General features: G+C 41.1%; 25 protein-coding genes. 8 read left to right on the top strand and 17 right to left on the bottom strand.

The features are described from left to right. The first annotated feature begins 50 nt into the window (after positions 1-50). The 3 genes from P2G54_RS10325 to P2G54_RS10315 all read left to right on the top strand — a co-directional run bounded on the left by P2G54_RS10325 (position 51) and on the right by P2G54_RS10315 (position 2,232). On the top strand, positions 51-746 hold the full coding sequence (locus tag P2G54_RS10325) for an energy transducer TonB (protein ID WP_275870825.1): 696 nt from the start codon (positions 51-53) through the stop codon (positions 744-746). 79 nt (positions 747-825) lie between these two features. Beyond that, positions 826-1,677: a hydroxymethylglutaryl-CoA lyase gene (locus P2G54_RS10320; protein WP_275870824.1), complete on the top strand. Its 852-nt coding sequence runs from the start codon at positions 826-828 to the stop codon at positions 1,675-1,677. 3 nt (positions 1,678-1,680) lie between these two features. Continuing rightward, positions 1,681-2,232: a PepSY-associated TM helix domain-containing protein gene (locus tag P2G54_RS10315; RefSeq protein ID WP_275870822.1), complete on the top strand. Its 552-nt coding sequence runs from the start codon at positions 1,681-1,683 to the stop codon at positions 2,230-2,232. On the opposite strand, the gene dprA is transcribed toward P2G54_RS10315, so the two are convergent. The 13 genes from dprA to P2G54_RS10250 form a co-directional block, all read right to left on the bottom strand. Further along, positions 2,233-3,351 carry a DNA-processing protein DprA gene (gene dprA / locus P2G54_RS10310; RefSeq protein WP_275870820.1) on the bottom strand — a complete coding sequence of 373 codons (1,119 nt, stop codon included), beginning with the start codon at positions 3,349-3,351 and terminating at the stop codon, positions 2,233-2,235. After that, positions 3,332-3,685: a MerR family transcriptional regulator gene (locus P2G54_RS10305; RefSeq protein ID WP_275870818.1), complete on the bottom strand. Its 354-nt coding sequence runs from the start codon at positions 3,683-3,685 to the stop codon at positions 3,332-3,334. Before P2G54_RS10305 ends, dprA begins: the two co-directional genes overlap by 20 nt. Positions 3,686-3,803: 118 nt before the next feature. Then, positions 3,804-4,508, bottom strand: a complete 705-nt coding sequence (locus P2G54_RS10300) for an RsmE family RNA methyltransferase (protein WP_275870816.1) — start codon at positions 4,506-4,508, stop codon at positions 3,804-3,806. Positions 4,509-4,593: 85 nt separating this feature from the next. Then, the gene (locus P2G54_RS10295; protein ID WP_275870814.1) at positions 4,594-6,360 is read right to left on the bottom strand and encodes a DEAD/DEAH box helicase; all 1,767 of its coding nucleotides are present in this window, start codon (positions 6,358-6,360) and stop codon (positions 4,594-4,596) included. Positions 6,361-6,608: 248 nt separating this feature from the next. Further along, positions 6,609-7,400, bottom strand: coding sequence for a queuosine precursor transporter (locus tag P2G54_RS10290; protein WP_275870812.1), 792 nt, complete (start codon positions 7,398-7,400; stop codon positions 6,609-6,611). Further along, positions 7,397-8,314 (bottom strand): ribonuclease Z, encoded by a 918-nt coding sequence (locus P2G54_RS10285; RefSeq protein ID WP_275870809.1) that lies wholly within the window; start codon positions 8,312-8,314, stop codon positions 7,397-7,399. The genes P2G54_RS10290 and P2G54_RS10285 overlap by 4 nt, the downstream gene beginning before the upstream one ends. Next, positions 8,311-8,691: an STAS domain-containing protein gene (locus P2G54_RS10280; protein ID WP_275870807.1), complete on the bottom strand. Its 381-nt coding sequence runs from the start codon at positions 8,689-8,691 to the stop codon at positions 8,311-8,313. The genes P2G54_RS10285 and P2G54_RS10280 overlap by 4 nt, the downstream gene beginning before the upstream one ends. Before the next feature lie 11 nt (positions 8,692-8,702). Further along, complete coding sequence (locus P2G54_RS10275) at positions 8,703-9,644, bottom strand: phosphoribosylaminoimidazolesuccinocarboxamide synthase (protein ID WP_275870805.1); 942 nt, start codon at positions 9,642-9,644, stop codon at positions 8,703-8,705. 58 nt (positions 9,645-9,702) lie between these two features. Continuing rightward, positions 9,703-10,788, bottom strand: coding sequence for a toxin-antitoxin system YwqK family antitoxin (locus P2G54_RS10270; protein ID WP_275870803.1), 1,086 nt, complete (start codon positions 10,786-10,788; stop codon positions 9,703-9,705). 53 nt (positions 10,789-10,841) lie between these two features. Further along, positions 10,842-12,020, bottom strand: coding sequence for an acetyl-CoA C-acyltransferase (locus P2G54_RS10265; protein WP_275871522.1), 1,179 nt, complete (start codon positions 12,018-12,020; stop codon positions 10,842-10,844). Positions 12,021-12,087: 67 nt separating this feature from the next. Next, a complete protein-coding gene (locus tag P2G54_RS10260; protein ID WP_275870801.1) occupies positions 12,088-12,711 on the bottom strand; it encodes a hypothetical protein in 624 nt (207 codons plus the stop codon). Further along, positions 12,698-13,345 (bottom strand): hypothetical protein, encoded by a 648-nt coding sequence (locus P2G54_RS10255; RefSeq protein ID WP_275870799.1) that lies wholly within the window; start codon positions 13,343-13,345, stop codon positions 12,698-12,700. The genes P2G54_RS10260 and P2G54_RS10255 overlap by 14 nt, the downstream gene beginning before the upstream one ends. 1 nt (position 13,346) lies before the next feature. Beyond that, positions 13,347-14,312, bottom strand: coding sequence for a VWA domain-containing protein (locus P2G54_RS10250; RefSeq protein WP_275870797.1), 966 nt, complete (start codon positions 14,310-14,312; stop codon positions 13,347-13,349). A gap of 178 nt (positions 14,313-14,490) precedes the next feature. On the opposite strand from P2G54_RS10250, the gene P2G54_RS10245 reads away from it, so the two are divergent. From P2G54_RS10245 to P2G54_RS10225, 5 genes are all read left to right on the top strand, one after another. Further along, positions 14,491-14,826, top strand: a complete 336-nt coding sequence (locus P2G54_RS10245; RefSeq protein WP_275870795.1) for a metalloregulator ArsR/SmtB family transcription factor — start codon at positions 14,491-14,493, stop codon at positions 14,824-14,826. Positions 14,827-14,869: 43 nt separating this feature from the next. Continuing rightward, complete coding sequence (locus P2G54_RS10240) at positions 14,870-15,343, top strand: DUF6428 family protein (protein WP_275870793.1); 474 nt, start codon at positions 14,870-14,872, stop codon at positions 15,341-15,343. 4 nt (positions 15,344-15,347) lie between these two features. Further along, entirely contained in the window at positions 15,348-15,971 is a 624-nt protein-coding gene (locus P2G54_RS10235; protein ID WP_275870791.1) for a protein-tyrosine-phosphatase, read from the top strand. A gap of 86 nt (positions 15,972-16,057) precedes the next feature. Continuing rightward, positions 16,058-16,432 carry a BlaI/MecI/CopY family transcriptional regulator gene (locus P2G54_RS10230; protein WP_275870789.1) on the top strand — a complete coding sequence of 125 codons (375 nt, stop codon included), beginning with the start codon at positions 16,058-16,060 and terminating at the stop codon, positions 16,430-16,432. Next, positions 16,429-17,703 carry a M56 family metallopeptidase gene (locus P2G54_RS10225; protein ID WP_275870787.1) on the top strand — a complete coding sequence of 425 codons (1,275 nt, stop codon included), beginning with the start codon at positions 16,429-16,431 and terminating at the stop codon, positions 17,701-17,703. The genes P2G54_RS10230 and P2G54_RS10225 overlap by 4 nt, the downstream gene beginning before the upstream one ends. A gap of 96 nt (positions 17,704-17,799) precedes the next feature. On the opposite strand, the gene P2G54_RS10220 is transcribed toward P2G54_RS10225, so the two are convergent. The 4 genes from P2G54_RS10220 to feoB all read right to left on the bottom strand — a co-directional run bounded on the left by P2G54_RS10220 (position 17,800) and on the right by feoB (position 23,898). After that, positions 17,800-18,525, bottom strand: a complete 726-nt coding sequence (locus P2G54_RS10220; RefSeq protein WP_275871521.1) for a DUF1080 domain-containing protein — start codon at positions 18,523-18,525, stop codon at positions 17,800-17,802. A gap of 235 nt (positions 18,526-18,760) precedes the next feature. Further along, positions 18,761-19,681: a universal stress protein gene (locus P2G54_RS10215; RefSeq protein ID WP_275870785.1), complete on the bottom strand. Its 921-nt coding sequence runs from the start codon at positions 19,679-19,681 to the stop codon at positions 18,761-18,763. Between the two features lie 437 nt (positions 19,682-20,118). Beyond that, the gene (locus P2G54_RS10210; protein WP_275870783.1) at positions 20,119-21,594 is read right to left on the bottom strand and encodes a polysaccharide biosynthesis C-terminal domain-containing protein; all 1,476 of its coding nucleotides are present in this window, start codon (positions 21,592-21,594) and stop codon (positions 20,119-20,121) included. A 168-nt stretch (positions 21,595-21,762) separates the two neighbouring features. Next, entirely contained in the window at positions 21,763-23,898 is a 2,136-nt protein-coding gene (gene feoB, locus P2G54_RS10205; RefSeq protein ID WP_275870781.1) for a ferrous iron transport protein B, read from the bottom strand. Between the last annotated feature and the right edge of the window lies 1 nt (position 23,899).

Genomic DNA, 23,899 nt, shown 5'->3' with positions numbered 1-23,899 from the left:
CCTTCTTTTTTTAAAATTATATCTTAGTTGAAATATTTACCCATTTTGAAATGAGAACTGTTTTATTGCTTTTTGCTTTTTTATTCATTTATAATTTTTGTAATGCCCAATATGTCCGTTTTATTGATCGCTATGATTTAGAGGTTGAAGATACTACCCAGTCTGACTTCACCTATTTTGAGTTAATCTGGGAGTTCGGTCAGGCTGTAAAAATTGAGCGGTTTCGAAAGGATTCGGTTAAAGTTTCGGAGTCAACCACACTTTTTGATAGTTTGGGAAATGTGAAAGGCCTGCGGATTAGAGAATTGTTTGAATCCGGTAAAACCGAATTTGTCTATTCAGGGGATAAACCCAAAAGAGAAATCGAAAAGATCAGGTATTATGAAAATGGAGAGGTCAAAAGCCAAAAATTTTACCTTGAAGAGAAGTTAGTCAATGAAGCTTATTTTGATCAGGAGGGACAAAGTGTTTCTTATCTAGAAAGTAGAGAAGCAACTCCTAATGGCGGCCATGAAGGCTGGACTAATTACATGATTAAGAATCTATCCTATCCACAGGCCGCTAGATCCGCAGGAGCAGTAGGAACTGTCATTGTCATTTGTTTGGTGGATAAAGAGGGGAATGTGAAAGATCCCCAAATAATAAATAAAGGAGAATGCCATCCATCTCTTGAGAGGGAAGCACAAAGGTTAATCGAAAAGTATCCTGATAAATTTATTCCGCAATGGAAGATGGAGAAGTGGTAGAATCGTTTTTTAGATTTCCTGTTCGATTCAAATTATCCTAGCGGTTCCTCTTTTTTCTAAGTTCTCTTTACCTTCGGGCATGGTCAAATTAATCGAATGTCCCCGGGATGCCATGCAGGGGATTCCAACTTTTATAGATACTGCTATCAAGGCTGCCTATATCAACCAACTGATAGAAGTGGGATTTGATACCATTGATTTCGGGAGTTTTGTAAGCCCCAAAGCTGTCCCTCAAATGAGGGACACGGCAGAGGTTCTGGAGATGCTGGATTTGCACCAATCCAAATCCAAGCTTTTGGCCATCGTGGCGAATGTGCGCGGTGCTGAAGATGCCCTTTATTTTCAGGAAATAGATTATTTGGGCTTTCCTCTTTCTGTTTCAGAGACTTTTCAGCAGAGAAATACCAATGCATCCATAGCGGAAGCTTTGAAAACCGTTGAAAGCATTCAAAATCTCTGCATCTCAAAAGGAAAAAAACTGGTGGTTTATCTCAGTATGGGGTTTGGGAATCCTTATGGGGACCCCTATTCCCCTGAATTGGTTGCGGAATTTGTGGAGAAACTGGCTCAACTTCAAATTGAAATAGTTTCCCTTTCCGACACTGTTGGTGTAGCAAGCCCTGAGTTAATCACCGAGCTTTTTCAGGTTCAGACCCAAGCTTTTCCTCAAATAGAATTTGGAGCCCATTTGCATAGCAGACCTGAATCCGTGTCTGAAAAAGTGCTTGCGGGACTCAAGGGTGGATGTAGAAGATTTGATGGCGCGATCATGGGTTTTGGGGGATGTCCCATGGCAAAGGATGAATTGCTTGGGAATATGGCCACTGAACTCATGATTCAGACCCTTGAACAGGAAGGATACGAGTTGAATCTCAAAAAATCCGAACTTGCTGAAGCAATCAAATTGGCAAGATTCGTATTCAATTCCTGATATATGGCAGATAGTCCTGTTCAAACAAAAGTAAAATCCCTTCGCTGGTATAGGCAATACCATAAGTGGTTTGGGTTGGCTTTGATTCTTTTCTTCTTCCTAATTGGAATTACCTCTATCCTTTTGGCCTGGAAAAAGAAAGTAGAATTATTACCTCCAACGCAAAAAACCAAAGTGGAATCCGGTACTTGGATTTTGCCTTCGCAAATGGTAAGGATAGGAGAGGAGGAAATGGAAAAGTTAGGTAGAGACCCTGAAGTCGATCGCATTGATATTCGGCCGGATAAAGGGATTGCCAAGGTGACTTTCAAAACGCACTTTACAGAAGTGCAGGTGGATGGATTCTCAGGGGAAGTACTTTCTGTGGGAACCAGACATTCAGACTGGATTGAAAAAGTCCATGACGGAAGTATTGTGGATTTTTACCTAAATGGGGACGAAGGAGCAAAACTGACCTACTCAACGCTCACTTCCTTGGGATTGATATTTTTGTCTTTTAGCGGGTTCTTCCTTTGGTATTATCCCAAGTTGATTAGAAGGTTGAAGGGGAAATAATCAAACCAAAAGCTTATACTTTTTTCCCGGAAGAGACTTGATGATCCCTTCGAATTCAAGACTTAAAAGTTTGGAAGAAAGCAGTCCCAGTGGAATTTCGGTTGAATAGGAGATGAGATCAATTTCTGATTCGCCTTTTTCTTTTAGGTAAAGCAAAATAGCTTTTTCCATTTCCTCTCGTCCACTTAGGTCTACCTCAGTTTTCTTTGCTTTAGTTTCCCCTGGTTTAGTCCAGAATAAAGCCTCAGAAATATCATTTGGGCCGGTGTAGATCGAGGCTTTCATCTTTTTGATAAGTTGGTTGCAGCCTTCGGAATAGGTGGATTGAAGGTTTCCAGGGACGGCAAATACTTCTTTATTGTAACTATAGGCAATTTCTGCGGTGATCAAAGCTCCTCCTTTTTCTGCAGCTTCCACCACGATCAAGGCATCGGATAGCCCTGCAATAATTCGGTTTCTGGCTGGGAAATTCCCAGGCATCATTTTACTTCCAGGAGCATATTCACTAATCAAAGCTCCGTTTTCCTGCAATAGTTCCGCTGTTTTTCTATGTACAGCTGGGTAGATTTGGTCGATAGGAGAGCCCATCACGGCAATCGTTGGTAGGCCGGCTTGTATGGCAGATCTATGTGCTTCTATGTCGATTCCATAGGCTAAACCGGATATAATTGCTGGTTGATATTGGGCCAGATCGACCACAATTTTTTGGGTGCTGGCTTTTCCATAAGTAGTGGCATTTCGGGTTCCTACGATTCCCACGGTTCGTTCTAGGTTTAGTTCGGCATTACCTTTTTTGAAAATCAATACCGGTCCATCTTCTAAGGATTTTAGTCTTTGTGGGAAACTAGGATCCAGAGAGGTTAGGATTTCAAAATTAGATTTTTGAGAGGAATTGAGGAGTTCGTCTGCTTGCCGTAGTAAGCTTTGTTCAGCTGATCGGATTTCCAAAAGCTTGGGGCCCACTTTGGGGATTTTAGCTGCTTTTCCTTTGGGTATTTGAAAAAATGCGGTAGGTGATCCTGAATAAGCCAATATTGCTTTAAATACACCGGGTCCGACTTTAGGCGCAAGTGCTAGGGCAATGAAATACCTGAGTTCTTCATGAGTCTGATTTTGCATTGATTTCGTCCCTGATGTTGATTAAAAAATCTTTGATCTCCTGAAGTTTTTGAACCGCAGCGACCTTATCAAATCCCTTTTCTTTTCCCTGGGCAATGACTTCCCGGGCACCATCAAGCGTATATCCTTTTTCTTTGACAAGATGGTAGATATATCGAATTTTTTGAATGTCATCTTTGGTGTAGCGACGGTTTCCTTTCTTGTCTTTCTTGGGTCGAATGATGTCAAATTCTCCTTCCCAATACCGGATCAGGGATGCGGCAACCTTGAACATTTGGGCAACTTCTCCTATGGAATGATATTTCTTCTCTATTTCTCGCTCTTTGTAAGGCACGGCAATGATGGATTTGGTCCGGAATTGAATTTAAAAAATCGCTTCTTTAACTCTAAATTAAAAATTTGCTTGGTGACTTCAAGAGTTACTTGAAGCATCCCTGAAAAAAACGTTGAATTTAACGGTTAAGTATCTGTAGCATCTCGACTACAGCCAAGCCGGCGGTTTCAGTTCTTAATCGGCTTTTGCCTAGAGAAACAGGACTAAACCCGCCAGCAATCGCTGCTTGGATTTCCTTTGGGTCAAAATCTCCCTCTGGCCCAATTAGGACCAAATATTTCCCTTTGGGCTTGGCTAAGTCAAATAAGTGTTGGTCATGATCCTCATCCACATAGGCAATGAATTTTTGATAATCTTCATATTCCTCGGATTTCAGAACGGTATCCAATGAGACTGTTGGGTTGAGTTGGGGAGTATGGAGTTTTAGGCTCTGTTTACAAGCAGAAATTATTTTTTTATGAAGTCGATCAGTTTTCAAAAAGCTTCGCTCCGAATTCGTGGTTTCGAGCAGGGTGAGCTCATGGAAGCCGATTTCAGTGATTTTCTCCACCATCCACTCCATTCGGTCAGGACTTTTGGTAGGAGCAATAGCTAAGTGGATATAAAAATCGTCCAAGGGTACAAACTTCCTGTTTAGAACCTTTAGCGTTGATTTTTTGGGGTTAGCTTCCAATAATACGCAGGTAAAAAGTTCCCCTTTTCCGTTGGTTAAAAATATTTCATCCCCTTGTTTTTTTCGTAACACCCTAGTCAGGTGTTTGGATTCATCCGGTTCAAGGGTGATTAGGGGTGGCGTTATATTTTCTTGAAAGAAAAGCTGCATGGAAATCTATTTGCTAAAACTGCTCACAAAAAAAGCACATTTCCCGAAAGAAATGTGCTTTAAACCTAATTAACCTATATAATCATTAACCTTTCGAAATCTCCATATTTACGGTTTTACCCTTGATGGTGTTGTGTTTCATGGTGCGGATTACATGATCGGCATCTTTTTGTGGTACATCCACAAAAGAGAAGTTATCATAGATGTCAATTCCTCCAATGCTTCTTCCTGGAATTCCTGCTTCACCTGCGATGGCGCCCACGATGTCATTCGGTCGGATTCTGTCTTTTTTACCCAAATTGATGAACAAACGGGTCATGTTGGCATCACGAGATCTTTCTGGACCGCTTCCGAATCTTCCGCCTTCGCGTCTTCCTCCTTCTTTTCTATCGCTGAATCTTCCGCCTTCACGTCTTTCACTGAATCTTCCTCCTCTTTCAGAGCCTCTTTCGCCACGTCCAAAGCGATCACCTCTTTCTCCTCTGCTACTACTGTCTCTTCTTCTGTCTCCAAAAGACTCAAGCCCAAAGTCTTGATCTTTCATTTCTTTGACGGCATCTCCCATGTTCAACTTGATCAGTCCCATGGCTACTTGCTCTGCAGTTAAACCTTCGGCAAGCATTTGCCCCAAAGCTGATTCAAAAATCTGAGTATCTTCTTCCTGGCTTAGCACTCTGTATACATCCTTTACCAATTGGGTCTTCTTCAACTCGATCAGTTCAGAAACAGATGGTGGGGCCATCTTGGTAATGGTTGCCTTGGTGAATCTTTCCAGATCACGAACTTTCATGAAGTCTCTACGACCTGTCACAAAGTTGATTGCAGTTCCGGATTTACCGGCACGTCCTGTTCTTCCGATTCTGTGAACGTAATATTCTTCGTCCAATGGTAGATCGTAATTGAATACAGCCTCAACATTGTCCACGTCAATTCCTCTTGCTGCTACATCAGTGGCTACTAGTACAGAGCAAAGACCTTTTCTGAATTTGCCCATTACCTTGTCTCGCTGTGCCTGTGAAAGGTCTCCGTGAAGTGCTTCTGCCAAAATTCCTCTTGCTCCCAAAGCTTCGGTAACCTCATCGGTCATCCTTTTGGTATTACAGAATACCACGCTTAGGGCATAATTATTTACAGTCATCAAGCGGGTCATCAGTTCCATCTTGAGAGATGGCTTTACTTCATAAAAAACCTGCTCAATTCGGTCAACGGTCAATTCCTTTTTGGCAACCTTGATTACTTCCGGATTGTTTTGGTATTTTTTGGTCAAGTCCATGATAGGCTTGGCCATAGTTGCTGAGAAGAAGACTGTTTGTCTTTCTTCAGGCATTTCCTGCAAAATGGCTTCAATATCGTCTCTGAAGCCCATATCTAGCATTTCATCAGCTTCATCCAATACAATGATTCCAGCATCTTCCAACTTCAGCGTCCCACGGTTAATGTGGTCCTGAACGCGGCCTGGAGTACCTACTACAATCTGAACTCCTTTTTTGAGAACGCGGATCTGTTTGTCAATGGATTCCCCCCCATAAATGGCGACGGAACTGATTTTTCGGTGGAACTTTGCAAGCTTTTGAATTTCTCCCTCTACCTGTACCGCCAATTCACGGGTTGGGCAAAGGATGATTGCTTGGGGTTTGTTGAAATCTGGATCGACTAAGTCGATGATAGGAATAGAAAAGGCTGCAGTTTTTCCTGTTCCGGTTTGGGCTTGTCCGATGACATCCCTCCCTTCAAGAACAAATGGAATAGCCTGTGATTGAATTGGGGAAGGTTGGGTATAGCCCATCTCTTCCACGGCCCGTAAGATTTCCTCTGAAATCCCCAGGTCTGAGAATTTTAAATTGTTGTCCATGATGTGTCCTTACTTTTCCTGCCATGTTTCCTAAATCCCAGACAAGCGACAGTAAGGATTCACGGCTCAGAAAAATGTTCTTTTTAATTCGAGTTGCAAAAGTATGGATATTTGTTTGGAAAACCTAATGGTTGAAAAAAGTATTTAGAAGATTCTATAGATATACCCTTGTTTTGGCAAAAAATATTTGGTGTGGACTGAAGGGTTGTGTAATGCCGAGCTATTTTTTTGGTCTTATCAGCCTAATTTTAAAGAAAAGACTGATCCTGGCTGGCTTCCTCCATCAGTTGTTCAGAAAGTTCTTTTCCTAAATATTTGTCAATAAGATTATGTGCTACATAAAGTAGAGGTGTGAGTAGAATTGCCACACTGAATTTGTAGACGTAGTTGATCAAGCCAACAGCGATAATCTGACTCAGACTCCAATTGCCGAAAAGGTAAAAGGCAATTCCCAATACCACGAAGGAATCGATTAACTGGGAAACCAGTGTAGAACCAGTAGCCCTCAGCCAAATCATTTTTGAGCCTGTTACGGCACGCAGTTTTTGGAAAACAAACACATCAATCAACTGCCCCAAAAGAAAGGCTGTCAATGAACCTATAATAATTCCCAGTCCCTGTCTGAAAATGGTATTGAATGCAAAGTCAATGTCAAAGAAACTTCCATTAGGTCCACTTGAATTTACATCCAACCAGAACTCTGCCGGTGTAAGTTTCGTGACAGCAGCTATTACCAAAAATCCATAGGCGATCAGCCCGGCAGTCAGAAAGCTGATTTTTCGGACGCCCTTTTTTCCAAAATATTCATTGATAATGTCCGTGGTAATAAATACTATAGGCCAGATGATGGCCCCGGCAGTCAAATTGAAATCCAATATGTATTCCCCGAAAAATACCCAGTTGACAGGTTCAAACCCCAGAGATTTTTCAGCAGAGAATATTTTTACCCCTATGATCTCTGCCAAGATCGCGTTGGTGAGGAAAATCCCTCCAAGTATCATGAAGAGATTGGTTTTTCTGGAATTTTTAAAATTGGTCATAGGGTGTAAGTTTCTCCTTCTACACTTAAGATAGATTTAGGAAATATCGATTGGGCTTCCAGTAACAAGGGCTGGAGATTTACATATCGGGATGAAAAATGTCCTAAAAGTAGCTGCTTGACCCCCGCGATTTTGGCGATTTCGGCGGCTTCCATTGCTGTACTGTGTTGGGTTAATTCAGCTCTTTCCTTAAGATTTTCCATAAATGTGGACTCATGATATAGTGTGTCCACACCCTTTATGTATTGACTGAGTTCTGGATCAAATTTGGTGTCTGAACAAAAGGCATAGGATCTCAGTGGGGGATGGGGGTGACAATATTCATTGACCAAATAAAAATCACCGTCACTGGAGATATAATCTATTCCGTTTCTTAAGGATTGTATGGCTTCCAGAGGCAATTTTTTTTCATTCAGTTTTTCTTTGATCAGGCTATACAAGCCCCTTTTTTCCTTGATCAAAAAACCTGTAGTAGGAAGACGGTGCTTCAGAGGAAAACTGTAGACCTGGTAACCCGGCATATCTACCAGCAACTTGAAGCCATCCGGATCGGTTTGGTGAAAATGCAATGGATAAGATAAGCGGGTATTGCTCCACCTAAATTGCGTAGTAATGATTTCATCCAAGCCTTGTGGGCCAAAAATCGTGATGGGCGTTTTTCTGTTGGAAAGATGGAAACTGGAAAGTAACCCAACCAACCCTAAATAATGGTCCCCATGTAAATGGGAAATAAAAATATGACTGATTTTGGAGGTTTTGATGTGGAGAGCGCGAAGCTGAATTTGCGTGCTCTCTCCACAATCCAGAAGTAAAAGATCCTGGGCAAACCTTACCACCTGTGCAGTATGATGTCTTCCGTGCACAGGAATCGAAGAGGTGTTTCCTATGATTGTTACCTCAAAGTCGGGTCTCAAATCTCTTCGTCTTCTTCTTCGTCTTTTTCTATTTCAAGCATGAAAATAGCCTCACCGGCTTCTTCAAGCGTGTTTACCAAATTTAATTGCTTATCTAACATTGAGATTTTCAGAAGTTTCATGACGTGGTCCTGAACTCCTGAAATCAAGAAGATTCCTCCATTTTTTCCAAATTCGCGGTCTCCAACCAGCAAAGCACTCAAGCCTGAGGAATCTACATATTTTACCAAGCTCATATCCAATACCAGGTTGGTATAGCCTTCTGCATGAACAGTCAATAATTCAGACTTCAATTTTGGAGCGAGCAGAGAATCCAGTTTTTCTTCCATTGGGGTGAAAACCACATACTGCTCTTTTTTATCTATAGTGTATCTCATATTCTTAAGGTTTATTTGGACAGATGGGCTAAAATCGCCGCCTCTATTCTTTTTTCAATTTGTTCTGTTTCTGCTTTTTTAAAGCTTTCTCCGGTGATTTTTTCAAACAATTCAATATAGCGATCGGAAATGCTTTCTACAATTTCATCCGTCATTTCAGGGACTACCTGTCCTTCTTTTCCCTGGAATCCATTAGAAATCAACCACTGTCTTACAAACTCCTTGGAAAGTTGTTTCTGGGGCAATCCTTTTTCCTGGTTTTCTTCATAGCCTTCCGCATAGAAGTATCTGGAGGAGTCAGGTGTATGGATCTCGTCGATCAGGAGGATTTTATCCCCATATTTTCCAAATTCATATTTTGTATCAACCAAAATCAGGCCCTTATCGGCAGCCATTTCTTGGCCTCTTTGGAATAATGCTCTTGTATATTTTTCCAGAATGGCATAATCTTCAGGGCTTACAATTCCTTTGGCCAGGATATCTTCTTTTGAAATGTCCTCGTCATGGCCCTCATCTGCTTTGGTTGTAGGAGTGATGATAGGCTCTGGAAATGGGTCGTTTTCTCTCATCCCTTCTGGCATAGGCACACCGCAGATCATTCTTTTTCCGGCTTTGTATTCACGGGCAGCATGTCCGGACATATATCCACGGATTACCATTTCAACTTTAAACGGTTCGCATCGTTTTCCAATTGTCACATTGGGGTCCGGGGTCGAGGTAACCCAATTTGGAACCAGATCTGAAGTTGCTTCCAAAAACTTGGCGGCAATTTGATTCAAAACCTGTCCTTTGTAGGGAATAGGGCGGGGCAATACCACATCAAAAGCTGAAATCCGATCGGAAGCTACTACAACCAGCTCCTGTTCGAACATATAAACGTCTCGGACTTTTCCTTTGTAAAAACCTACCTGACCTGGAAATTGAAAGTGGGTTTCTTTGATTGCGTTACTCATGCTTTTGATTTTTGGCAAAAATAGAAAAAGCTTTTCCTTTCTGCTTTGGACTAGGTGATTATTTGTCAGTTTTCTTTCCTTTTTCGTATACCTCTACTTTTTCCAGCTGGCCGGATTCATCAAAGTATTCTCTCTTTCCATGCAGGTTTCCGCCTTGGAATCTCTTTATTTCCGCCAATGTGCCATCCTCCCGGTAGACTTTAACCTCTCCTTCAGCTTTTCCATTAAGGAAATTTACCTGCTGGTAAGTTTGCCCATTTTCATAATAGCTTGCTTCCCTTTGAAGGATTCCTTTTTCAGAGAAAATACTTCTTTTGGCAATTTTTCCTTCTGGGAAATAAACAACTACTGGCTGTTGGGGCACTCCCTTTTTGTAAACCCCTTTTTCTTTGATTTTTCCATTTTCATAATAGGAAATCAATTCTCCTTCAGGCAATCCTTTTTTATAAGTTCCCTTGCGTTGAGGATTGCCATCTGGAAAATTCAATAAATAGTTACCGTCCAAAACCCCGTTTGAATAGGTTCGGGAAGACTGTAATTTTCCATCTTCAAAATATCTGGTTTCTGTTCCTTCCAATTCTCCATCCAGGTAAGTGGCATTAACTGAAAGCTGTCCGTTCTCATAAAACTCCTGATAACTTCCATTTAGCCTGCCTTGGAGGTAAGTGGTACGGATTCTGATTTTACCATTTTCATAAAAAGATTGAGATATTCCTGAAGGCTTGTTGTCTCTGAATTCGGTGCTATCCTGAACGGTTCCGTCGGGAAAATAGGAGATGACTTTCCCTTGAATTTCATTATTGACAAAGGTTAGTTTCTGTTGGATGTTTCCATTGGGATAAAAGCTTTTACTTTCTCCGTCTCTCTGATTGTTAAGAAATGGAATGATCCTCAAAGTGTCTCCGGTATTTGGATCTAGATCCAAGAATATTCCGTGTCTTTGATCATTTTTTAATTCGCCTATCTGAATCAGCTTTCCTTCTTCGTCAAAGCGTTTGATCTGACCTTCCGCTTTTCCATTAATCCGAATATATATTTCCTTGATTAGTGTTTCTTCTTCATTATAGTACGTGCGGACTGTATCTTGAGCTTGTGCCTCAAGTCCTAAAAGTAGGATGAGAAGCGTGAAAAAGATTACTTTCATAGAAGAAGATAATCCGCAGAAACCAAGGATTCTGCGGATGTTTGGATTCATTTTTACATTTTTTCTATGACCATGGCCGAAGCTCCGCCTCCGCCATTGCAAATACCTGCAACCCCTATGGTACCCCCTTCTTGATGCAAGACTGAATTCAGGGTAGAAATGATTCTGGCTCCAGAGGCTCCTAGAGGGTGTCCAAGGGAAACAGCACCCCCGTAAACATTCAGTTTATTGTTGTCCAAGTGAAGTTCTTTTTGATTAGCCAAAGCTACAGCGGAAAAAGCCTCGTTGATTTCATAGAAATCAATATCCTCAGTGCTCAATCCGGCATGTTTGATTGCTTTTGGAATGGCTAGGGCTGGAGCTGTGGTAAACCATAATGGATCGGTGGCAGCATCGGCAAATCCTCGGATTTTTGCCAAAGGCTTAAGGCCCAATTCCTCTGCTTTTTCCTTGCTTACCAGAACAAGGGCAGAAGCTCCGTCATTCATCGTGGATGCATTTGCTGCGGTTACAGTGCCGTCTTTTTCAAAAACTGGGCGGAGAGATGGGATCTTTTCAAAAACCACATTTTTGAATTCCTCATCTTCATCAATCAGAATGCTTTCTCCTTTTCGGCCCATTAGTTCTACAGGGATGACCTCGTCCTTGAATTTTCCATTGGACCAAGCAGCTGCAGATCGCTGATAGGACTGAATGGCATAGGCGTCTTGTTCCTCCCGGCTGATATTCATTTCCTTGGCGGTATTATCTGCACAATTTCCCATTGGGAATTTGTAGTAGACCTCAAAGAGACCATCTTTGACTAATCCATCTACCAATTCCGCATTTCCATATTTATAACCAAAACGCGCTTTTGGTACATAATAGGGGACATTGGACATGCTTTCCATTCCGCCTGCTATTACTACGTCATTGATCCCGAGCATGATAGACTGTGCTCCAAACATCACGGCTTTCATTCCGGATGAGCAAACCTTGTTAACTGTAGTACAGGGTACATTGTATCCAATTCCGGCTCCAATCGCTGCCTGTCTGGCTGGGGCTTGTCCCAAATTGGCGGAAATGACATTTCCCATAAAAACTTCCTGAACTGCTTCAGCTTGCACACCGGATTTCTGAAGTGCTCCTTTGATTGCAATACTTCCGAGCTCCACGGCGGTAAGACCAGATAACTTCCCTCCAAAACTTCCTAGGGGGGTTCTTACTGCTGCTACTATATAAACTTCTTTAATCATCTTTATTTGGGTTTAAGGTAATATCAATCTAAAAAGAGACCCTCTGAACTATCCAAACTTGATTTTACCAGTCAGGAAGTCCTCTTTTGGGTCTTTGAGTAGGTTTCTTCTTGTTTTGTTGTATAAACCGGAGTTCGGCAGCATTCATGCTCTCCAGAATTTGGGCTGCTTGCTCCGGAGTTAGATTCATTGCTTTCAGTTTTTCCTTGAATTCCTCCAAAGATTTCTGACGATCCGCAAGATTGGCATCCATTTGATCGTTTGCGTTTTCATTAGCAGGTTCCTCGCTTTGGTCCTGGGGATTTCCGGACTGGGATTCTTTAGCTTTGTCTTCGTCTGTTTTCTCTCCCTGGTCTTTGGATTCCTGTTGTTCTCCTTCTTCACCCTGACCTTGCTGCTGCTCTTGTTGCTGTTCCTGTTGTTGGTTCTGCTGGTTTTGCTGTTGCTGATTTTGGTTTTGCTCCTCTTCCTGTTCTTTTTGAAGCTTTTCCTTCAGCGCTTCCAGTTTCGAGTCTCCTGGGAATTTGTTCAATCCCTCGTTAACTGTATTTAATGCGGCTTCTTTTTCAGTTTTGACATAAGACCTTGCTGCCCGGTTGAAATAATCCCCTGCATTCTGTGCCTTCAAGAAGCCCGTAGACAGAAAGAAAAGAAAAACGGCAAGGTATTTCATCTTAGTTCTTTTCATTGATCTCATTGATTTCTTTCAGACTATTAATAAACTCCTCATAGGCTGCTACAGTTTCATCTTGCTGCAAGGCTTCATTCATTACTTGTAATGCATCCCTAAACCTGAATTGTTCAACCAACCTGTCTGCTTCTGCCTTTTTTCGCTTGGCAAATTCAGAAGGTTCAGGCTTGTTTTGATCCTGATTTTGGCGTTCTTTATCCCGCTCCATCCACCTAGCAAGCATTTCATAATTATGACGTGCAACCTCGTTTAGGGGATCTTTGATCAGCGCTGATTTAAATTTACTCAAAGCTGCCTCATATTCCTTCTTGTTTCCAAAAATCACTCCGCCTTGGTTGAATGAAAAGGAGGACAAAATTTTATCAGGGGCAATACTTGCTTTGTCGTAATAGGTCATTGCCTCATCCGGAGATTCTGAATGATGATAGCTCAGTCCGATATTGAAGTCAATGGCAGCGGACTCAAAATTGAACTGCTCAATGATCGCCAGATGATCTTTGGCAGACTGTTCATATTCACCTTTGGCATAGCTTTCAGCTGCCACATCAATCGCGGCATTTAGTTTCGAATCCCGAGTCCAGGAAGCTGGAATCAGTAGGAAAACCGAAAGAATAACCTTTGCCCAATTCATGTTACAATTTGATGGTTTTGATTGGTAAAGTCATGTCCAATAAGGCCAAAATCAATCCGGCAAGTAAAAAGAAGAAGTATTTATTGGAACTTGCCTCAACCACTCGAGTGTTGGCCAAGCCTCCTTCCAATTGTTCCAGTGCAGTTATCAACCTCCCCATTTCCTGAGTTTGTGAAGAAAGTTCAAAGTATTGTCCGTTGGTGTCGGATGAGATTTCCTGTAGATATTTTCTTTCCAAATGTGTCAAAGCCGGTTTACCGGTATTTGGATCCATAACAAGTCCATTTCCCCTTGGCATTGTTCCTCCTTCTTCAGTGCCTATTCCCAAAGTAAATACTTTGATCCCATTGTCATTCAATTCCTGGTTTATATCACTCAGCTCATCCCCAAAGTGCTCTCCATCTGAGATTAGGACAATGGATTTTGACTTGAGCTGTTGGGTTTCATCTTTGCTGAACTTCTCCAATGCCATTTTCAATGGCGTATTGAGATCTGTGCCCGCATTGGGGACCAAACTTGTGTTAAGACCTTCCAAATAAAGAGAAAGAACACTCTGATCAAAAGTCAGAGGACATTGCATAAATGACTCCGTACTGAAAATGATCAGGCCAATCCTGTCTGAAGGGAAATTTTTGATAAGGTTTTTTAGTTCAAATTTGATTCTTTCGAGTCTGTTGGGCCCAATGTCCGTTGCAGTCATGGATTGGGATAAGTCCAAAGCCAAAAAGATATCTTTTCCCTCTTCCTTTACCTCCTTGGTGGAAACACCGATTGATGGGCCTGCGAAGGCAATTAAGAACAAGGCAAAATAAAGGGTACGAAGGACCATTTTAGTAAATAGCCTTCTTTTTTCAACCTTCATTCGCTTATTGATAAACCAATAGCGGAAGAGGTAAATGCTGTATATAATTGCGAAAATACCCGCCAAAAAGACGGTTAGTGTAAAGTCCGGGTAAGCCCAAATCATGACCTGAAATTATAAAATAAAGCGTATTTAAAAATGATTTTTGATTTGAGCGGTTCATTAAAATAGGCTTCTTAAGGAAGAATTAACAAAGATTAAATGTTGGCCGTATCAATGGTTGATGAAAAATATGATTGATGTATGAAGTTTTAATCTTAATATCGTAATATTGCGATTAATTATGGGGCTTTCAAAAACAGAACTCTTTTCTCCTGATCAAAATGAACTGGCTAGAGTTGCCAAAGCTTTTGCTCATCCTGCTCGGATCGCCATTTTACAGTATTTGCTAAAAAGCAATTCCTGTATCAACGGTACCCTGGTTCAGGAATTGGGCTTGGCTCAGGCGACCATTTCCCAACATTTACGTGAGTTGAAGGAGATAGGACTGATCAAAGGAACCATTGAAGGAGCATCGGTGAGTTATTGCATCGATTCTCACAATTGGGACAATGTGAAAAGTCTATTTAATGAGCTTTTTGATCAATTTGACTCCTGTGAAGGGGGAAATTGTTGCTAGAAAAAAAATTATTCAAATACATCGTAATATTACAATTAAATCTATGAAATTATCAGAAATTAAATCCAGCTTAAACGGACTTTCCGAAATCACTTTCCGTCTTCCGAATGGGGAAGCTGTTCCGGCTCACTTCCACATTACTGAAATCGGTCAGATCAACAAGCGCTTTATTGATTGCGGAGGCACAGTGAGAAATGACAAGGCCATAAGTTTCCAACTTTGGGAGGATGGGGATTTTGATCATAGATTGGGAGCCCAGAAACTAATTGATATCATTGAACTATCTGAGCGGGTATTGGAACTTGAGGATTTGGAAGTGGAAGTGGAATACCAAGGTGATACCATAGGAAAATACAGTCTGGAATTTCACGATTCTGAATTTCAATTGGTAGCCAAAATGACGGATTGCCTGGCAAAGGATAAGTGCGGGATTCCAGCTGAGAAGCCAAAAGTCAGACTTTCTATGCCTTCAATTCAATCTTCTGGTGCCTGCGTTCCCGGAGGAGGCTGCTGCTAATTCTATGAATAGGAATTTTTATCCCAAACTAGAGGAAACCATCTCGAATTTACCGATTGCCGATATACCGGAAAATCGAATGCCAGCTATCGAAGAGATGGTCAAGTTCATCTCTTTGAAAATCAAGAAAGGGGAGGAAGTTCGGTTGAATTTTATTTGCACTCATAATAGCCGTCGTTCACAGTTTTCCCAGATTTGGGCACAAACTGCAGCGGATTATTACGGGATTCCTGCCAACTGCTACTCTGGTGGAGTTGAGGTGACTGCATTTAATGAACGTGCCGTCCAGGCAATTGAAAGGGATGGTTTTCAGGTTTCCAAAAGTGGAAATGGTAATCCTGTTTACAGTGTCAGATGGGGAGAAAATTCTTTTCCAATTTTGGCATTTTCAAAAGTTTATGATGATAAAAGCAATCCCCAATCAGGATTTACTGCTGTGATGACTTGTGATCATGCAGATGAAAATTGCCCTTTTATTCCCGGCGCTGATGCTAGGATAGCATTCCGCTTTGAGGATCCCAAAGCCTTTGATGATACAGAATTGGAGGGTGAAAAATATACGGAGCGTTCCCACCAGATAGGGGCAGAACTTTTTCTGATTTTTAAAAAGGTCAAGGAATTGATTTAATACCAATTATTTCCCGGTTTAAATTTTTCACGTAGATTAACGAAAAAATCGTAGATATTTTAAAAATTTATTTTTAGATTGGTTGCATGAATGAATTATCTCAACACGAAGAGCGAATAATGCGTATTTTCTGGAAGCTGGAAAATGCGCTTGTCCGCGATATTTTGGACGAATTGCCTGAGCCAAAACCCCCTTATACTACTTTGGCATCTACCATCAAATTGTTGGAGAAAAAAGGCTATTTATCTCATAAGGTATACGGTACTACCCATCTGTATTTTCCTCTATTGACACAGGAGGAGTACAGCAAAAAGAGCATCAATCACATGGTTAAGCACTTTTTTGAAGGTTCGGTAGGGAATTTCCTTTCTTTCATGGTTAAGGAAAAAAAGATTTCCAAAAATGAAATCGATGATCTTCAGAAGTTGATTGATGAATATGAAAAATCAGGAAAAAAATGAATTCTATTTTGAATTACCTGCTGGAAGGCAGCATCATTCTGGCTTGTAGCTGGTGCTTTTATAAATTGGTTTTGGATCAACTGACATTTTTTGACTGGAACCGGGCGGTTTTACTAGGGTCTTTGGGCTTGGCTTTATTGTTGCCACTGATGTCCTTTGAGCTTGCTCCCCAAAGCGCAACTCTTGCTGAATTTTCCTTGCCTACCATCAACGTAGGGGAGCAAGTGGCCATGCAGGAATCGGTGTATTCATGGCAAAACATTTTTATTTCAGTTTACGGTTTGGGTTTTTTGTTGACCATTGGGAGAATAGTCTTGGGGCTCGCGAAACCGATTTTCCAATTACAGTTGGTTGAAAAGTATCAATACAAGGGAATGAATCTTGCCGTTCATCCTTCATTTGAACCAGCTTCATTTTTCAATTACATTTTGCTTCCAAAATTTGATCCAGAGGACCCTGATCAAAGACAAATCTTGCTTCATGAGTCCGTGCATGTTTCCAAAAGACATACCTGGGATTTGATATTGCTGCAATTAGTAAAAGCTATTTTCTGGTTTAATCCATGGATCTATAGCCTTGAAAAATCCCTTAGGGAAGTACATGAATATCAGGCAGATCAGGGTGTAACTCAATCTTTTTCCCAAATCGATTATTCCAGGCTTTTGTTGAGATTGATTACTCAGGATCAAGGCTGGCAATTCACGAATAGTTTTAATCAATTTCAAACCAAAAAAAGAATTGTTATGATGAATAAAACGCAATCTGACTCCATGCAAAAGAGTAGATTTTTACTTTTGTTGCCCTTAGTTGGCATAATGTTCCTGGTATTTGCCTGTGATCAAAGTATTGGCGAAGAACCGATTAAGCCTGAAAATGTGGTCGAGGTTCTAAAAAAGGATGGATCCTCTGAATTGGTAGGAATGGTCAATGGAAAAGTAGTGGAAATCGATGCAGATGAGGTGTTTGATGTTGTGGAAGAGCAACCTCAGCCACCGGGTGGAATGAGCGGTTGGAATCAGTTTTTGGCCACCAACTTGCAATATCCTGCAAAGGCTAGAGAAATGGGGGTAGAAGGGACAGTGATTGTAGTATTTGAAATAGGTACCGATGGTTTGATTTCAAATCCGGAGATTCTTAGGGGAATTGGAGCAGGATGCGATGAGGAAGCGCTGCGCGTGATTTCTATGTCACCAAAATGGGAGCCAGGAAAGCAGCGGGGTAGGGAAGTAAGAACCAGAATGCGTCTCCCAATACGATTCAAGTTAAGCTAAATATTTGCTTTTGTTTTTGGTTTCAATTAAAAAAGCTTCCTGAGTTTTCAGGAAGCTTTTTCATGTTCTCTCTTTTTAAAGTGATAGTAATACGGTTTAAAAGTCAGTGGATTTTCCGTCCAGATTTAATTCCTTGATCCAGATATTTCTATATCTTACATCATGGCCTTCAGCCTGAAGTTTGAGTCCACCTGGACGGTCTGTGATTCCTTTTCCCCCGTCATTTCCACCATCCATTCCGGAATTTGGACCTCCCCATACTTGTTGGATTTCTACGTTTTCATGGATTTTTTTACCATTGAAATAAACAGTTACCCTTGCCTTTTCACTCAACTTTCCATCTTTGAACCGGGCAGCCTTGAACACGATATCGTAAGCATTCCATTTTCCGATTCCGTTGTAGGCCTGTTCTTTTGGAAGGTGTTCATTAATTACCGCGGCCATTCCGTGCAGTCCATAATCCCCGTCCAAGACCTGGATTTCGTATCTATTTTGAAGGTAGACCCCACTATTTCCGCCTTCGTTCATGATGAGAAATTCTACATGGGCTCTGAAGTCCCTGTATTCTTTTTTGGTGACGATATCAGCAGCTCCATATTTTCCTCCAGCACCCGCAGGGTCATTGCTGCTGATGGCTTTTCCACCATCAACGGGGTCGGAGACTTCTGTCCATTTGATAGGAAGTTCTGATGAAAATCTTGGTCCTTCCCAATAGGTCCATTTTTGATGAAGCATTTCCTTGCTTCCGTCCAGCATTAACTCTGCTCCTTCGATAGGTTTAATACCGACACCTGTTTGACCAAATGCGTTTGAAGAAAACATAAGCCCAGCGGCCAAGGTGAGGACTTTTACAGATTGAAGTAAATTGGGTTTGAGTTGCATGGGTTTGCTAATTGATTTTGAATTAAGGTGAATCTCCAATTTGAGCATTTTTGGGATAGAAGGAAACAGTTTTTTGAAAGTTGGATTAAAATAATTGGCAAAAAAAAATCCTTGGTTTGTAGGGGATTTTAAAATCCTCCCCAAACCAAGGAATGTAAACTCGGGGTTTTACCTTTTAAATTTCCATAATGTAATCCAGAATACCAGCATTTTTTCCTTTTGGGCGAGTCACTAAAAGCGGAAGACTGTCGTTGTATTGGATTAGCCGCTCAGCCATACTTCCGATAAACAGTGCAGTGGCCGCTGTTCGACCTTTGGCACCGATGATGATTCCATCAGCTTTGATTTCCAGAGCTTTACTGACAATCTCCTGAACGGGATCATCGTCTTCGTCTTTGGTATAAATCGGAGTGATTTTTATTCCTTTGGTGTCAATCTTCCTGATGAACTTTTTGTAATTGATCTCAGCATGCATTTGCATGATCTGGGTAAACTCTTCATATGTTTTTCCGGTAAAGTGATACCCGGAAGGAATCGAAAAGACGTTTTGACAAACTATCTCTACATTTCCGTGTTTTTCAGCAATCATTATTGCCTCTTCCAAAGCATCTTTGGAATAATCAGAAAAATCTGAAGGAACCAAGAGTTTGTTGACTTTTGGAGTGGAGTCTTCTGGGACAATGAGTAAGGAACAGGAGGCTCTTCGAGCAAGCCTCAAGGAAGCAACTCCAGTGCCCGGAAGGTTTACTTTTCTGCCGATGATGATCATATCAGCTGATTTTTCGTCGGCTAGTTTGAGCACCTTTTTTGAAAGAGAACCTTCCTTCACTATATAGTTGAGCGATACTCCTTTGACGTGAGTGAAATTCTCCTTGACAGAAACTTCCATTGCAGTCTGTCTTTCACTTACCATGTTCTCCACGAGGTTGGGAAATTCCTCCAAGACCTCTTTGGGTACCGATAGGTTCTTTATAACGTTGACAAAATAAATTTTCTTGGTCTGGTTTACCGATGCAATGAAGGAGGCATATTGAATTAGTGTTTTATCCAGGGGAGTTTGGTCTAGACAAACAATAAGCTTTTTGATCAGGTACATAGTAGACTGGAGTTTGAAAGGTCAAATTTAAGGTTTATGTGTGGTTTGAGCTAGTTTGTGTTTAAAATAATATTTTGTTTTTATTGGATTTAAACTGAATTGAATGCTCTCTGGTTTATATATTTCTATATTTCGGAATTTTATTCCAAGATTCCTGGGTTGAACTTCAGGTCATTAGCGAATTTCTCTGAAAGTCAAATCCTAAATTATCAAAATGCCAACTCTCCCGGGATTATCTCGTATATTTGCATAAGTCCGGGTCGCCGACATGTTCAAACTTCACAATTAACAAAAATTACCGAGTAAAGCCCTCTCCAAAAACAGGCCTCATCCTATTTTGATACTTTCAAAGTGGGACCTCGCTTCGGCAGGATAACAGTGGAAGTTTGCGGTTTTAAGGCAGCTCAAATCTTGTCTATACGGAGGTTTGTAACACTCTAAGATCCGGACTTTTTTATTTTTTCCAGTACCCAGCTTAGCTCCTCTTTTCCATAGATTCCAATTACCGCTCCCGTCCAGTAAATTACCAGGATCAAAATTGATCGAATTCCTAAATCCAGCAAATGATTTTCCATTGTTGGTAATAATTCAGGCAGTAGGAGGGCAATAGCTCCTAGGAAAAGAATTCGGGTCGTTGTCCAATCAAAAGGACTGAAGCTTAATCTGATTTTTAAGTATAGAAACTTGACAAGGTTAAAAAGAAACATGACTAAGGCAGAGGCTAAAGCTGCACCTTCTATCCCATAAATAGGGATCAACCAATAATTGAGTAATATGATCATCAGGCTCATGCCTACAGTCGCCAGGAGGTTAAACCGATAGTATTTCGAAAAAACCAGAATTTCGCTGTTGATGGAAAATGCTACATCGAAAAGCTTTCCTATTCCTATTAAAAACACCACCCATTTACCGCTTTCGTAGATTTCACGATTGGGAATAAAATGGTAAATCGAATCAATATTGACCCAAATTCCAATGAAAAGTAAAAGGCAGACATAAAGCTGTCTTCTCGATACCTGTTTGTACAAAGCATTAATTTCCTCCAGCTTTCCCTGTGTAAAATGATCTGCAACTACCGGCATCACTACTTGAGAAATGGCTCTTCTTGGCATTTCAATCACTAAAGCCATGCTGAATGCAATGGTGTAAATGGCATTTGCTTCCAAGCTGACCATGGAACTCACCATGATGCTGTCAATTTTCATGATCAAAGTCGAGGCAGCAGTTGCCAAAAATGTAATGAGGCTAAATCTAATGAAGGAGCTTCGGAAACCTTCTGGAAAAGAATTCCATCTGAAATCAAATTTCAAAACTCTTAACCAGATGAGGTAGGCCAGCATTCCAACTAGCGGGATCCCATACAAAGCGATTAAGCCACTCATTAACTGTTCAAAACTTATCCATTTGAATAAGTAAATACCCATCAAAATAGAAGTAAGTAACCGCAGGAAGACTTCCCTAATGAAAGTGGGAATAGCTACTTTCAGGAATGATCTGCTGTATGCATCAAGGATACTGTTGGCGAGAGCCAAAAATGTAATGAAAAGGACTATCCAGAGGTAATGGATTACTTCTGGGGAATTTGCAGCGAAAAGATCAACAAGTTGGGATTTAAATATCCAAAACAGGGAACTGATCAACAGGAAACCTATTGTTGCAAGAAGTAAGCTAAAACTTAAAAAAGCAGATTGCCCTTGTTTGAGCTTTGGGAAAAAGCGTGTTATTCCATGTCCCAAGCCTAATTGGGCAAATGGGACAAATAAAAGTGCTAAATCCTGAATAGTACGGAAAGTTCCTAATTCGGATGCCTCCAAGGCATAAGGATAGAGCCAAAGCACATTGAAATACCCAATGACTACTCCCAGGTAAGAAAAAATGGTGGTTTGAATGCTTTGGCTGGCTACTTTGCCCATGCGTTGAAATTATCAAAAAATCAGAAATGCAGCTTCAAATCCTGAGAAAATCAGGGTTTGATGCATTTATCGCATCCCGGTGAGGTTTTAGGTTTGAGGAAAAAGCGCTTCAAAAGGTACGTTAGTGCCCCGATCAAAATCAATCCAACTGTTACTTCTTGCCACATTTTAGGATAAAATCTGAAATACTATCAAAGCAGATAAATAAGCCAATGCCGTCATGTAAATGGTCTGAATGAGAGGCCATTTCCATCCTTTGGTTTCTCTGTAAACTACTGCCAAGGTACTCATACACTGCATAGCAAATACGTAAAATACCATAAGGGAAAACGCCGTAGCCTTATTGAATACTTTTTCACCCGTTATTGGATTGATTTGGGAATCCAGTTTTTGACGGATGGTGAGGTCATCCTCAGGATCACCTCCGATACTGTAAATGGTTGCAATGGTAGATACAAAAACCTCTCTTGCTGCAAATGATGTGATCAGCGCGATTCCGATTTTCCAGTCATATCCCAATGGGCGGATGGCCGGCTCTATCGCTCTTCCCATGATACCGATAAATGAATTTTCTAGCAATTGGGACGATGCTTCTATTTCGATCTCTTCGATTTCTTCTTCACTTTGGGCTAGGGCAATTTTTTGGTCTCTCTCAGCTTCTATAGGTTCAATAGCAGAAGGAGGTCCATAGGAGGCCAATACCCATAAGACTACAGAAATAGCCAAAATTACTTTTCCTGCTTCTGATACAAAGGTTTTGGACTTGTTGTACATGGTAAGTCCCACATCTTTCCATCTAGGAGTTCTGTAGGTTGGAAGTTCGACCATGAGAAAGCTTTTTTCCTCTGTTTTGAGAATGTTTTTCAAAATAAAGGCTGTAGCCAAGACTCCGAAAACTCCCAAGAGATAAAGTCCCAGTAATGCCAAAGCTTGAAGATTGACAAAGCCAAGGATGGATTCATTGGGTACAACCAATCCGATCAAAATGATATAGACTGGAAGCCTGGCGGAACAACTCATCAATGGAGTTACCATGATGGTGATAATTTTTTCCTTCCAGTTTCCAATGTTTCTAGCTGCCATTACTCCTGGAATGGCACAGGCTATTCCGGAAACCAGGGGCACAATACTTTTACCATGTAGCCCAAAAGGCCTCATCCATCTGTCCATGAGAAAGACAACTCTCGACATATAGCCTGTATCCTCAAGGATGGCAAGAAAGCCAAAAAGAAGGGCAATTTGAGGAATGAAAATGACAACGCCTCCAATTCCAGGGATTAGTCCTTCTGAAATCAAGCTGGTAAGGGGACCTTCGGGTAGGCTATCGTTGACCAAGGAGGCTAACTCTGCAAATAGTCCGTCAATTAGGTCCATTGGTACTGATGCCCAAGCAAATATTGCCTGAAACATCACTAGGAGAATTCCAGCAAATACGAAATAGCCTAAAATTGGATGAAGGAATATTTTGTCAATTTTATTGCTTCCAATGGGTTTCTGTTCTTTTTTGACAACAGCTTTTTCGACGATTCCTGTAATTTTTTTATAGCGAAGCTTGGTCTCCTCGAGTTGGGCAGCAGCAAAATTGACCTTGATGCTTTTCAGCTTTTCCTTGATCCAATCCAGTTTTTCTGTGGAAAGTCCTTTGTCTCTCGGTGCAAATCGGAGTAATTGATAGGCTTGATAATTGTTTCTTAGGCCAAATTTCTCTTTTACTTCAGTTAATACGGAGGGATCAATGAAATCAGATACATTCAAAAACTCCTCGGCTTGGATGAAGTTTTTGGTATGGATGAGTTCTCGGATTTGATCCAATCCCTTTGCTCCTCGGGCATCGGTGTTGAGTACAGGAACCCCCAGCGCTTTGAACAGTTCAAAACCTTTGATTTCCACGCTTTTCTTTTCTGCCAAATCTGCCATATTAAGCACGATGGCTAGATTTAAACCTAAATCAATCAGTTGGGAAGCAAGAAAAAGCCCTCTGGAGAGTTGCAAAGAATCGATCACCATCAGCACAAAATCAGGCTTTTCGGTTTCACTCATCTGATTTAGGACTCTATGGGCAATAATCTCATCCTCTGAATTGGGATAAAGGCTGTAGGTTCCCGGAAGGTCAATAATGTCGTAATTCACCCCCTTGTAATTCATTACTCCGGTTTTTTTGTCTACAGTGACTCCGGGATAATTTCCGATTTTCTGATTTAGTCCGGTCAATTGGTTGAAAATCGTGGATTTGCCAACATTCGGGTTACCGATGATAGCAATCTTTAATGTCTTTACTGTGGGGGTGTGTATTGGCTCGGACATG

It is taken from the genome of Algoriphagus sp. CAU 1675 (assembly GCF_029222925.1).
GTDB lineage: Bacteria > Bacteroidota > Bacteroidia > Cytophagales > Cyclobacteriaceae > Algoriphagus.
This window is presented reverse-complemented; position numbering and strand designations above follow the sequence as displayed.